This window comes from Scytonema sp. NUACC21 (genome assembly GCF_054684315.1).
Genome location: NZ_BAAFZH010000109.1, coordinates 450,006 through 462,443 on the forward strand (window position 1 = coordinate 450,006; position 12,438 = coordinate 462,443).

At 41.0% G+C, this 12,438-nt stretch carries 11 protein-coding genes and 1 pseudogene; 7 read left to right on the forward strand and 5 right to left on the reverse strand.

The genetic code is table 11. The annotated features are described in order from the left end of the window. The first annotated feature begins 210 nt into the window (after positions 1-210). The 5 genes from ACYRY3_RS44135 (at position 211) to ACYRY3_RS44155 (ending at position 6,283) form a co-directional block, all read left to right on the forward strand. The gene (locus tag ACYRY3_RS44135; RefSeq protein WP_460208176.1) at positions 211-2,406 is read left to right on the forward strand and encodes a hypothetical protein; all 2,196 of its coding nucleotides are present in this window, start codon (positions 211-213) and stop codon (positions 2,404-2,406) included. Between the two features lie 18 nt (positions 2,407-2,424). Continuing rightward, positions 2,425-3,396 (forward strand): Rab family GTPase, encoded by a 972-nt coding sequence (locus tag ACYRY3_RS44140; RefSeq protein ID WP_460208177.1) that lies wholly within the window; start codon positions 2,425-2,427, stop codon positions 3,394-3,396. A gap of 121 nt (positions 3,397-3,517) precedes the next feature. After that, positions 3,518-4,276 carry a hypothetical protein gene (locus tag ACYRY3_RS44145; RefSeq protein ID WP_460208178.1) on the forward strand — a complete coding sequence of 253 codons (759 nt, stop codon included), beginning with the start codon at positions 3,518-3,520 and terminating at the stop codon, positions 4,274-4,276. A gap of 130 nt (positions 4,277-4,406) precedes the next feature. Next, the gene (locus tag ACYRY3_RS44150; protein WP_460208179.1) at positions 4,407-5,273 is read left to right on the forward strand and encodes a tetratricopeptide repeat protein; all 867 of its coding nucleotides are present in this window, start codon (positions 4,407-4,409) and stop codon (positions 5,271-5,273) included. 419 nt (positions 5,274-5,692) lie between these two features. Then, positions 5,693-6,283 carry a hypothetical protein gene (locus ACYRY3_RS44155; protein ID WP_460208180.1) on the forward strand — a complete coding sequence of 197 codons (591 nt, stop codon included), beginning with the start codon at positions 5,693-5,695 and terminating at the stop codon, positions 6,281-6,283. On the opposite strand, the gene ACYRY3_RS44160 is transcribed toward ACYRY3_RS44155, so the two are convergent. The 3 genes from ACYRY3_RS44160 to ACYRY3_RS44170 form a co-directional block, all read right to left on the reverse strand. Next, the gene (locus ACYRY3_RS44160; RefSeq protein ID WP_460208181.1) at positions 6,260-6,442 is read right to left on the reverse strand and encodes a hypothetical protein; all 183 of its coding nucleotides are present in this window, start codon (positions 6,440-6,442) and stop codon (positions 6,260-6,262) included. The two genes, ACYRY3_RS44155 and ACYRY3_RS44160, sit on opposite strands and share 24 nt — an antisense overlap. Before the next feature lie 104 nt (positions 6,443-6,546). Then, positions 6,547-8,895: a sensor histidine kinase gene (locus ACYRY3_RS44165; protein WP_460208182.1), complete on the reverse strand. Its 2,349-nt coding sequence runs from the start codon at positions 8,893-8,895 to the stop codon at positions 6,547-6,549. Between the two features lie 437 nt (positions 8,896-9,332). Next, complete coding sequence (locus ACYRY3_RS44170) at positions 9,333-10,178, reverse strand: sucrose-phosphate phosphatase (protein WP_460208183.1); 846 nt, start codon at positions 10,176-10,178, stop codon at positions 9,333-9,335. Between the two features lie 155 nt (positions 10,179-10,333). On the opposite strand from ACYRY3_RS44170, the pseudogene ACYRY3_RS44175 reads away from it, so the two are divergent. Continuing rightward, a pseudogene (locus ACYRY3_RS44175) lies at positions 10,334-10,684 on the forward strand (HAD family hydrolase); the annotation flags it as partial. Continuing rightward, positions 10,681-11,316 carry a Holliday junction branch migration protein RuvA gene (gene ruvA, locus ACYRY3_RS44180; protein WP_460208184.1) on the forward strand — a complete coding sequence of 212 codons (636 nt, stop codon included), beginning with the start codon at positions 10,681-10,683 and terminating at the stop codon, positions 11,314-11,316. The pseudogene ACYRY3_RS44175 and the gene ruvA, both read left to right, overlap by 4 nt. A gap of 400 nt (positions 11,317-11,716) precedes the next feature. Here the strand turns inward: ruvA and ACYRY3_RS44185 are convergent, their stop codons facing one another. Together ACYRY3_RS44185 and ACYRY3_RS44190 are read right to left on the reverse strand one after the other, a co-directional pair. Continuing rightward, positions 11,717-11,992, reverse strand: coding sequence for an RNA-guided endonuclease InsQ/TnpB family protein (locus ACYRY3_RS44185; RefSeq protein WP_460208185.1), 276 nt, complete (start codon positions 11,990-11,992; stop codon positions 11,717-11,719). 180 nt (positions 11,993-12,172) lie between these two features. Then, positions 12,173-12,400, reverse strand: coding sequence for a hypothetical protein (locus ACYRY3_RS44190; RefSeq protein WP_460208186.1), 228 nt, complete (start codon positions 12,398-12,400; stop codon positions 12,173-12,175). Between the last annotated feature and the right edge of the window lie 38 nt (positions 12,401-12,438).

Here is a 12,438-nt window from a genome sequence, read left to right on the forward strand (position 1 = left end):
AACTACATACTATAATGCTTACCGCAAATATTACTCAAATTCGCGATCGCTGGCTTCCCCTTGTGGACGTAACATTTACCTGATTAAACTGTAAATGTAGACAAACTCTACATTAGAATACCCCTTATATTTAGGTTTTGGTGGGCAGTGCCCACCCTACATTACTGGATTAAATACAATTGTTTTAACGAGATATACATAAACTTCTATATGAATTCGGTAACAAAAAGGGCTGGAAAAATTGCCAGCATTATAGAAAAGCGCCGCCCCTTAGTCCACAAAATTGAAAGGGTGGAAGCCAATTTAAAAACTCTTTCTTCTGCACTGCGCTATCTGGAAAACCATCGCAACGAACTGAATCAGCAGGTTGAAGATGCAAATGTGAGTGGGCGATTGCGGGAAATTGACTTAGCTCAACTGCAAATAAAGATTGCCACTGAACTAGAAGCACTGAGTAGGCTGAAGGTACGTTTTTGTCGCGATACTCTCAACATTGGAGTCGTGGGAAGAGCAAGGCAAGGCAAAAGTCGTCTACTACAGAGTTTAACAGGGTTGACTGCTGCGGAAATTCCAGATGGAGACAGGCAACACTGCACGGGGGTTCGCAGTATAATTCACCACAGTGCTAATGTCGTGACTTACGGTGAAGTTTGGTTCCACTCGGAGCGATCGTTTTTAGATGAAGTGATTGCACCTTACTACGAAAAGCTGTACTTGGGTGCCAAACCAAGGTCGATAGCTGAGTTTGCCAGCAATCCTCTCCCTGGGTTACCTAAAAATCTTCCCGGATATGCCGAACCAGGAGCAATGTACGAACATTTGAGCCGATACCATGCTCACTTAGAAAAGTACCGTCACCTCTTGCGAGAACCTTCACCCCGCCTCATTTCCCGAAACGAAATTCGCGAGTATGTCGCACAAGATACTGCTGATGGTCAAAGGGTATTTTTCAACTATTTAGCAGTGCGGTTTGTAAAGATTGTTTGTCAGTTTCCTAACGCCGATGTTGGACAAATTGCACTGGTAGATATGCCGGGATTGGGAGATACAGGTGTTGGTGATGAAGAACGACTGATAAAAACATTGGGACAGGATGTTGATGCAGTCCTTTTTGTCCGGATGCCAAAGTCATCTGGTGACTATTGGGCAGATGTGGATGTGCGTTTGTATGATACAGCCCGTGCGTCGTTGGTGGATTTGCCAATTGAATTGTGGTCTTTCATGATTCTCAATCGTACAGATGCTAATTCCAAAAATGGCGATAATTCTAACAACTGTAAAGATTTGGCAAATACTTTAAGTGAAAAACATCTGAAGGTTGTTGAATGTTTGACTGCTAACTGTGCCAATGTGGAGGCGGCAAAAGAAGTTTTGGATCGAGTTTTGGATGATTTGGCTGAAAAAATTACGTCTTTAGATGAGCAATACGCCTCCTCGTGTCAAGAAAGATTAATTCAACTCCGAAATGGGGTAACTATTGAGTTGGAAAAAGCAAAAATTGCCTTAGGAGAAGCAGTAAAACAAGATAATTGGTTCCCTGTTTTCTTGCAGCTGTTTGATGAGCTTTGGAACGACCTCACGGGTGGTTTGGAAAAACTGCTCCGACATCTCAAACAGCAGAGAAATGAGCGGGATATTTATTTTAAACAACAAGTGGAAGCGGCTGTTGAAGCTTGCCGTTTGGATACTGGTATACCTACTATAGAAGAGATAGAACAAAGACGCGATCGCATTGGTGGCTATCCCAACGCCTACTATCAATATTTAAATGAACTTCGCTCCCACCTATCACAACATTTCTTAACACTTGATAGCGGATTAAAGCAGTTGCTTCTGCAAGTGAAATCCCAAGTTGCAGAGGTATTGGTAGAACAGGGACGTTTGGGCGGGCTGACTGAGAAGAGAGGTTATGAGTTTCTCAATGAAATTGCCAACCAGTTACCCGAATCTTTCGAGAAACTCAAGTTAGGATTTCAAATCCTCTCAGAGTTTGATATTTCTTATCGGGGGCTCATTCAGCACCGAATTCGCAGGCATTTAGATGGTTTGACACCAGATGAAACATCACTGCAATTGTCTAAATCTCCTTCAGCAAAAGAACTGTTAACGAACCTGAAAACTCTTCATGCTGAAGCTCTCTACGGTTGTGAAACAGCTTTAGAAGATTTACTTTGTGAACCCAGCCTTGCAGCATTTGCCATAGTAGAAGAGTTTGTGGATCGCGTACTTCGGGCTGAGGGAGCAAAGACAGAATGGCGCATCTTTTTAGAAGAAATCCGCGCAATTGTTTGGCATGATGAATTTGAACAACTCGGCGATCGCACTCGATTGCGCCGGGAGTGGCTTGACTTAGTAGACAAAGCAGTCACAGCCAATCACATAGATTATATAAAATTTTTGCAGTAACAACGTCAGGAAACTTCAATGCACGAACTAAAAATTACCATGCTCGGTCCTAGTGGTGTAGGCAAGACAACTCTTTTAACAGCGCTCTACGAACAGTTTGAAAATACCATTGGTCAAACGGATTTACAACTTACGCCTGACGAAGAAAGCTCGGCAATTTTGCAAGAACGTTTGATGGAACTCAAAGGTCTGTTGGATGATTTTGAACCAAAAGGAGGAATTAGAGGGACAGAGGGAGAACCCGAACATCTTCGTTCTTTTATTTTTGGTTTGGGAAAAAAAGGGAAAAAACCCTCTCTTGAATTAAACTTTCAAGATTATCCAGGAGGTTATCACGCCGCTAAAGCCACTCCTGAAAAAAAGCAATTTGTCAAGCAACTGCTCAATGAATGTGTTGCTGTGTTAATTGCTATAGATGCACCTGCTTTGATGGAACAAAAAGGAAAATGGCACGAACAAATTAATCGAGCGCAACAGATGACAGATTTATTTAAAATCGCTTATCAAGACCTGGAATCACCAAGGTTGGTAATATTTGCTCCGGTGAAGTGCGAAAAGTACCTACAAGATGAAAAATCGTCTAAGGAGCTTTTATTGCGGGTTAAAGAAGGATATGCCAAGTTAATAGACCTTTTTAATTCGCCTGCTTTACACACTAAAGTCGCTGTGGTTGTGACTCCCGTGCAAACTGTGGGTAGTGTCGTCTTTTCCCGAGTTGAAATGAATAGTAATATCCCCCATTTTCTCTTTCGCAAATCCAGCCATGATGCGGAGTACAGCCCCATAGATAGCGAACAACCTTTGCGCTATCTATTGAGATTTTTATTAAAACTTTATTTGGATACGCGCAACTGGGGTTTCTTGAATTTTCTGCGCGAAATATTGGCAAGAGATTTTTACCTTAAGGAAGCTATACGTCAGTTTGCTAGGGAATGCAAAACGAATAATGGTTTTGCCGTTTTACAAGGAGAAGATTTATTGAAAGTTTAAAGTTCTTGGTCATTTGTCATTTGTCCTTTGTCCTTTGTAAGTGGTAAGTAGTTGGGTTGTTTTTGTGTTTTTTAACAGAGTGGCTTTTATTTTTACATACATAATTGGTTAGAAAATATTTATGGAAATTTACATACAAAGTCGTGGTTTTTCTCAAGATTATGACTATTGCTGGCAACCGGAAGTACCAGCAATTATCAAACAGTATCGAATTAACGATCTAATTCAAAGCGAATCACCTTCGGTTGTTTTGGGACGCTATGACAATAAACTTCTATTACTTATTACTGGGCTTGAGGCAAGTGAAAGAATAGATTTTCAGCGACGGAAAATTCGGAATTCCATAGCATATCTTGGGAAAGATTGTGAAGAAAGTGAGGAAAAAATTCGAGCGATCGCAGCTTGTGCATTACGCGGTTTGTTAGAAGCTGATATTGATAAAGCAGTAAGTTTTGGAGGGGAGTATGGTTTTGAAGTCTCCTTCGATGTCATTAACCAAATGAAGGTGGATGAAGTCAGAAATTTTGATGCAAAATTAGAAAGCAAAATAGGAAAAAATTCTGAATATCTAAGAAACGATTTAGCTTATGAACTAGAAGAACGTCGTTTGCCAAAAGGTAATGGCTTCAGTAACACTCCCCTTGTTGTTGTGACAGGGATAAAATCAGAAAAAGCTCTTAAGGAAGCTGGTGTTTGGCGTGGTTTATCTAATTTGGTGCGAGGAGAGGGATGGCAAGAACCCTATAAAAAAAGTTACTCTTCCGAACAAGCGCTTACAAGTAGCAGTCAGACGAATCAAAAGAACAATACATTAGTATTTCTTATGTTACTCACCGCTGCCATACCAGTTGCCGTGATTTTATTTCTGTTTATTCGTTAGAAGGTCTAGTTTTTAGCGTATGGAGACGTAGCCAGACGTTGCAAAATATCTAACTTGAATTATCAAACGCGATCGCTAATATATTAATTGGGGTTGTCTGTAACGTATGTAACTGTTTGGGGAATCGACCATGAGTCAAGTGGCAATAACAGGGGCAGATACTTCTTCCCCCGTCTCTGAAGACTATAGATACTGGCATCAGCAGGGCAAAAAGCTCAACCAAGAAGAGCGTTATGAAGAAGCGATCGTGTATTATGACAAAGCACTAGCAGCTTGTCCTGATGATTATTGGATTTGGTATGACAGAGGCAGTGCTCTTCGGGAATTAGGTCAATACGAGCAAGCCATTGTAAGTTACGATAGAGCCGTGGCAATCCGTCCTAATGATTACTGGGGATGGTATATCCGGGGCTGTATTGCGTTAGATGACTTGGACTGGTTTGAAGAAGCCATTACTTCTTTCGATCGAGTCCTTGAAATCCGTTCCTATGACTTCTGGGCTTGGTTTCGCAGGGGGGATGCGCTGAGGCATTTGGGGCGCTACGAAGACGCAATTTCCAGTTACGATCGCGCTTTATCAAGACGTTCCAACGATTACTGGGCGTGGTTGCGCCGTGGAGATTCTTTGAGACATTTGAATCGCTACGAAGAAGCGCTGAAAAGTTACGACGAAGCACAATATTTCCGTCCGGATGACTTTTGGATTTATTACAAGCTAGGGGATACTTTTAGATATCTAGGTCGATATGAAAAAGCGCTTGAGAGTTATGAAAAGGCAAGGGAACTCAACCCAGATGATGAGTACTCTTTGTACAACATAGCTTGTTGTGCAGCCCGGACAGGTAACCAAGCATTAGCACTTGAAAGTCTTGAGTTAGCCCTGAAAATCAATCCGAATTTTCAATTGTTTGTTAAGACTGACCCAGATTTGGAACTTATTCAAGATAGAAAGCAGGTCGAAGATTTGCTCAGCAAAATAGCTGAGTGGAACACTTAGAGCATCGATCTATTAATCATATTATCTGCGGGTAAACACTTACAAAAAATACCCCTCCCTCACCCTCCCCTTATAAAGGGGAGGGAATTGGATATGCTGACTTTTCATATCAATAGCTAGCTGTCTTAAATAACTCATACCTTATAAAGCAATAAGGTTCAATTAAGGCTGGGCAGTCTGGCGTCATGGGGTCGCGGGGAAGATAGCGGTTGTCTACTTAATAGAAGTGAGCCGACAAAGATATGTGCTGACTTTGTACACTACCAGTCCAACAGTCGGGTTTCTCCACACAGGGAACTGGTAAACCCGATACTCTTATCCGGAAAGTTTCAGGAAGATTTTGTAGTAATTAGAAGATTCAAGATAATAATCTGCAATCTAAAATAAAGTTAATCAGCGCAAGAAATAAGGAGTTAAAAATGAGATTATCTAGATGGTGGGCAGTTTTTTTAGCAGTTGCTACTGTTGAATTACTTTTACTTATAAAACTATTAACTAGTGAACACAACATACAGTTACTTATTACCATTGTAATAATTACGGGTTTACTAGTTCTAACTATTCGTATTGAAGATTTGAATAGAGTATCTCTTAGTAAAGAAGGGTTAGAAGCAGAATTATCTAGAATTAAAAAGGAAGTTAAAGGGAAGGTAGACGAAATAGGAAACAATATCAACGATAAAGTTAATCAGTTAGAAGATGATATTAATGCCCTGCTAATTTCAACAGTTTTAGACGCCTATGAATATATCACACTTAAAAAAATTACAGGTGCTGAAAAAGATGATAGCTATCAATTTACCTATCCAAAAGGTCAAGATTTATTGGAAAGATTAAAAAATCGAGGTTTAATTTGCGAATTAGAAAAGCCATCAATTTTTGACAATAAAAATCCCAGATTAATAAACGTTACAAAACATTTTCGTATTACTGAAAGGGGAAAAAAATATTTGGAAATCGTTGACGGAAAAGGTCTTGGTAAGGTATTAGAAAATATTGCTACACAGTGATAATATAATATCAAATAGAAAAAAATGAGTTGGTAGCGATCGTTTACGGTCTTCGTCTGCTTTTGAGCTAGCGAGCGCTTGTTCAATCGCATCAGATGGAATTGCCGTTTCTATAGCTTTGAGTACTGAACCTAATTCTACAACTGGTGAAATCAGCAATTACGTAGTTGGGTTTCGCACACGGTAAACCCAACCTACAATTTCTCTAATATATTGTTCTGCTCCTGACTGGAGGTAAGTGTTTACCCGAACATGATAGAAAACTAATTTGGCCCAACTTTGGCAGACATATAATTTAATGGCAATATCACAGTAAATCTTGTCCCCACACCTAATTGACTTTCTACAGTAATTTGACCCCCGTGTAGTTCAACGGCATTTTTGACAATCGCCAATCCCAGCCCAGTTCCTGGAAGATTACCCGTGTTACTGCATCTAAAAAAAGATGTAAATAGCTTGTCTGTTTCTTCTTTTGGGATGCCAATTCCTTCATCTTGAATGTGGAAAGTTGCGCTTTGGCGATCGCACATCAATTCAAAATCAATTTTCCCTCCTTGCGGAGAGTATTTGATAGCATTTGACAATAAATTTGTAAAGATATGCCGTAACAGCTTTTCATCCATAACGGGAAGTTCTTCTCTCTTACAGCCATAAACACATTGCTCAACAAAGTCGAGTTGATATTTTTCCCCTGCACTCAGTTGTAACTGTTCTACTAAATCCCAACAAAAACTGATTAAATCTATAGGTGCTGGTTCAAAATTGACTTTTCCCGCTTCTGTTTTTCCAAAAATTAAAACATCTTCTAATATCTGATTGAGATGTTTAACACTTGATTTTATTTTATGAAAATGGCGTTGTTTTTTCTCGTATGGTAACTGTTCGCTGTAATTTTGCAGAAATTCGCAAGAGAGCAAAATGGTAGTTAGCGGGGTGCGGAATTCATGGGAAGCGATCGCAATAAACTGTGATTTTAACTGACTAATTTCTCTTTCTTTTTCCAGTGCCAGACGTGTTTCTTCTATTTGCTTGCGCTCGGTTATGTCTTGGGAAATTCCAACTCGACGATAAACTTCTCCATGATTGTTTAGCACGGGAAAGCTGCTATCCCAAATCCAATGGATTGAACCATCGGGTTGCACAATTCGATATTCCTCTTGATAAGCACTAAGAACATTTTTCTTAATTGTGGCAACGACACGATCTCGGTCTTCTGGATGAATAGCATCTAACCAAGAATGGGGATTACTATACAAACTTTCGCAACTACGCCGCCAGATTTGTTCGTAGGCAGGGCTAATATAAATGAGTTCGTGGTTTTTGAAGTCTCTAATCCAGAAAACCTCTTGAATATTTTCTGCTAATTGCCGAAATTTTTCCTCACTTTGACGCAGCATTTCCTGCGCCATTAATCTAGAAGTAAGTTCTAGCTGCAATTGAGCATTGCTAGCTTTTAAGTCTTGCTCTTGCTGGGTTAAATTGGAGACAAGCTGGCTGAGAGATTTTGACAAATTGGCAATTTCATCTATGCCTCCGACCGCAGGAATTTTGACTTGTCTGTTACCGCGACGTATATAGTTAGCAGCTTTTGCGATCGCTAACATTGGCTGGGTAATTGCTGCTGCTACCAGCCAACCTAAAACCGTAAAAAAAGTACCTAATATCATGTTACAGATAAATATTTGTTGCTGTAGGTGCGCGACTGGGGCAAATGCCACATCAGTTTTCTGTCTTACCAGCACCAGCCACCCCAATCCAGGATAATTACGATAACCAACACTGTGGGCAAAGCCAGTGAGATAAGTATGACCATCAGACCAAGTTTCAATGAGATAACCGTTTTTGCCGCCTTGTGCTGCTTTCACACTTTTCAGGGACAGGGGGTTGGCATTTCTAAACTCGGGCGGCGCTAACAACAAATTGCCATTTTTGCTGAGAACAAACATTTCTACATAGCGTTTTTCCAAGGGGTGCAACAGAGATTTTTCTACCTCCTTAGACCACGCCCAACTCAGATGAGCACCCAACACACCTCGTACTTTTCCTTGTACATCCATGACAGGTACTGCGATATCTACAAAGCGCAATGGTTCGCCAGTTGCATTGGGCAGCAACTTTGCTAATTTCACAGCTTCATGGACATCACCTATATAAGGCTTTTTTTGCCCGTAGACATACCAAGGTCTTTGAGATACGTTTTGACCTTCCAGCAATTTTCCCGTACTAGCTTGGACTGTCCCCTTGTTATCGGTTAAACCTATCCAAGTATAATCATTATAAGTGCTTTGCAGTTTTTCTAAAAGTATACGCTTCTGCGAGATCGAAGAGGTAGGGCTGCTAATAGCATCAAGCGTACCGATAATTTGAATATCTTGATAGCGCTCAAACATTCCTCGGTCTAGCTTGTCAGTCATTTGGTATGCCAATTCTGCTAGCGACCCACCAACGTCAACTTTGACCTGTTGGCTTGCGTAATGTCCAACAATCAGACTGGCTAAGATTGCCAGTACAAAAGCGATGCTGCCAATTGCCAATCCCAAGCGGGTTCTCAAGCTACGGCGGGGGTTTAACTTGGCAGCCAAGGGATTTAACAAACTAATGATGCTTACCACGATACAACGCTCCTAGCTCCTAGCTGCTGCAGACCGGGTTAGAACTTAAGCGACTAAATTTTTCTGCTTATATTAAATTCAGCGTGCATCTTCTTAGTTTATCGACTCTTTTTTTTTGTACAAGTGTCTAAATTATCTAGAGAGAAAAAGATAAGATTGGTGCCAAAAGGGCATAAATTTTTTTTGCGGTGGGCACTGCCCACCCTACGTCTTTAAGTAAAATAATCGTAGGTTGGGTTGAACTCTCGTGTTACATAACAAGGACGAGTTTTTGAGTGTTGGGTTTCGTTCCTCAACCCAACCTACGCCTACGCCTGAATTCACTCCACTGCATCGTCCCAATATCAGCAACTAATATCCCTGTTTGCAGGAGTTTTCTCTAACTGACCAAATTCCCTTAGAGTGGCAGCACATCAAAACAGCAGTATACAATAGGCTTACAAGAAACCAAAATGTCTTAACCCTTCTAGTATTCCATCTGCACAATGGTTTTGTGCTTGGTAATGGTAATCTAATAAATTTTCCTTATGCCATTGCAGCAGTTCTGGACGAGCATTGCCAACTATAATTCCCCGTTCCGTACCAGCAGCAAATAATGCAATATCATTACCAGAATCACCACAAACAACTGTTTGCTCTGGTGAAATTTGCCACTTTTGACGCAGAAATTGTACTGCTTGTCCTTTATCACTGTGACGGGGTAAGATATCCAGATCTATCCCGCCACTATATATTATCTTGACCATCAACCCAAGTTTTTGCAATTCTGACTCCAGTTGTGGTATCAGTTTCCTTGCTGCTTCCTCTTCAATAAGAAAACTCACCTTAAAGGGACGCTGTTCCGAGTCTTGTTGCAGCTTCAATTCAGGAAATTTGCTGGTTACCTCTAGCACTTGGTCGCGATTCCACCCTGGAGATAACTTTTCTGACCATTCTGCATCGGGTGTTTGACTACCATCCAGGTAAATTTCTGTCCCCACCGCCAAAACTAACGCATCTGGTTCTAAAAGTTTCTTTTCTTCTTTAAGTTGCTGATAAAGAAACGGCGATCGCCCTGTTGCATACACTATTTTGGTACCAAATTCTTGCCGATGTTTCTGCAATCGGTTGTTTAATTCTTTCAAGGCGTCGTCTTCACCTACGACGGTATGATTTACAAGGGTATGATCTAAATCCGTAACGAATAAAAATTTACTAGTCCCCGTATTGTATTTGTTACTAGTAGCAGTACCAAGCTTTACGGGAACTTGGTTATTCAGTTTTAGTTCCTGCTTGGCACTCATGGCTTTGTTTACAAATTTTTAATAATTATAACTGAATGTTTAGCAGGGGTCAACACCGCTCTAGATGATGTTCAGGCTGAATTGAACGACAGCTTGCACGGACAACAGGACTCAATTTTAAGGTAATTTTTTGACTTCAATAAGAAGCGGTAAATATAATACCACAGATTGAGTCAAAGTCGGAGAAATGTGGTTTAATAGTCAAATTAATTTACAGCAGCGGTATCGACCTGGATATTGTCCCTCGCCATAGTGACAAAGGGCAGACAGTACAGTTTCTCCGCCAAAAGTGGAGATTTGTACCAGAGCAATCAGTTATTTGTGGTGTCTCTAGCAATGACATAGCTTTAGAAGCCGCTGGCACAGAACGGGAAATTATTGTTGGCAATGCTCGTCCTGAGCTACTTCAATGGCACAATGAAAATCCCGTTGACTATCACTACCTGGCAAAAAACTTTTGTGCAGGTGGAAGACTGGAAGGATTGAAATACTTTGGTTTATTATGATTAGTTATCTCAAAGGAATTGTTGCTGGTATCCAAAACAATAGCGGTAGCCGCCATATCCTCACTCTTGAGGTGAATGGGATGGGCTATGATTTGCAAATTCCCGCTCGGCTGGTGAAGCAATTGCCAGAAGTCGGTGGTGAAGTGCAAATTTTTACCCACTACCAAATTCGGGAAGAGGTACCCTTGTTGTATGGCTTTGGCTCACCAGGGGAACGCGATGTCTTTCGTCATTTATTAAGTGTCAGTGGTGTGGGGGCTGCTTTGGCGATCGCACTTCTGGACACCTTGGAACTTCCAGATTTAGTCCAAGCAATCATTACAGCTAACATCCAAATACTCATTCAAGCCCCCGGTGTTGGTAAGAAAACTGCTGAACGCTTGTGTTTGGAACTGAAAAACAAGCTCATAGAGTGGCGCAAGACAGCAGGATTTCTTGTCGCTACAGGTGGTCCTGCACCCGGTATTCTTGAAGAAGTGCAAATGACTCTCTTGGCATTGGGATACACAGCCAGCGAAGTCAGCCAAGCCTTGCACGTGGTGAGTGAAGATATTGGGTTACCCAAAGACGCTTTTGTGGAAGAATGGATTAAACAAGCGATCGCTCACCTAAGTAGCGAGTGCAGCACCTGATTTATTCTTATTTGAACCTTTAGTTTAACAGAAGGTGAGAAGAATTCCTAAACTAGATACTTGGATTGGAACTGGAAGCAACAGGTTGTGGAATCTGCTCACCTTGCGCGTTATCTTGAGGTGCTGGAATAGTCTTCTCAATTACTGTAATCGTAAATACTTTCTTATCAAGGGCTCTACCCTACTTATCGGTTACAGTCATTTCAATTCTAGGTTCTAAAGCTTTGTTAGCTTTAAGATTGTCACTGCACCTGAAGATTCAACCTTTCCGTTACATAAGACCTATACAAAGCTACTCATAGCTAGACATTTCTCGTCAATAGTCTAACTGAACTTTGTTGCTTAATTCCTGCTTCACTCTAGGGATGTCGGCATCAACTAGTCCACAGGCTCACCCCGTCTAACTGACGGTGACGGACGAATAGTTTTTGAAATTGATTGCGGCATTTAAGTCTCTGTTGAGGCTCAGACTACAGTCACAGTTAAACACTCTATCGCTCAATGTCAAATTTTCTTTGATGGCGTAGCAATTTGAGCAGGTCTTGGAACTGGGGAACCGTCTATCAACTATCACTAATTGGGAGCCGTACAACTGACATTTATATTGCAATTGGCGTCTAAACTCGTAAAAACCCATGTCAGCAATCGCTTTGGCTAGCTTCCGATTTGACATCATACTAAAATAAACAATCCTCGTAGGCTTGAGTTTACAGCCATTTTCAGGTAAGTAGACCACATCTGTAGGAGTGCAAGGCCGCCGCGCCCTTACAAAGGGTATAGTTGCATTCAGATGAAAACTGCTGTAAGTTCAATCGTGCCTTCAGTAGATTTAGAATTGGGTTGTTCGCAAGCCTTATCACCATTTGTGACACTTCATCACAAAATGTAAAGCCATCAATACCTTGAACAGGTGATGGGAATCCCATAGAGCTCGGTGGTGGGCAAATATCTCGAGGTCGTACAAATTTATTCCACTCTCATAGTTGGCAGCCTCTTGCAAGTAAGACTTGATAGCATTACGGATGAACTGAACTTTGAGTTGAAACTCGCAATGTTCCAAATGCGATCGCTCTATCACAACCATAATCTGTTTTCCTAACAATATTATTAGGTAAAAACCTG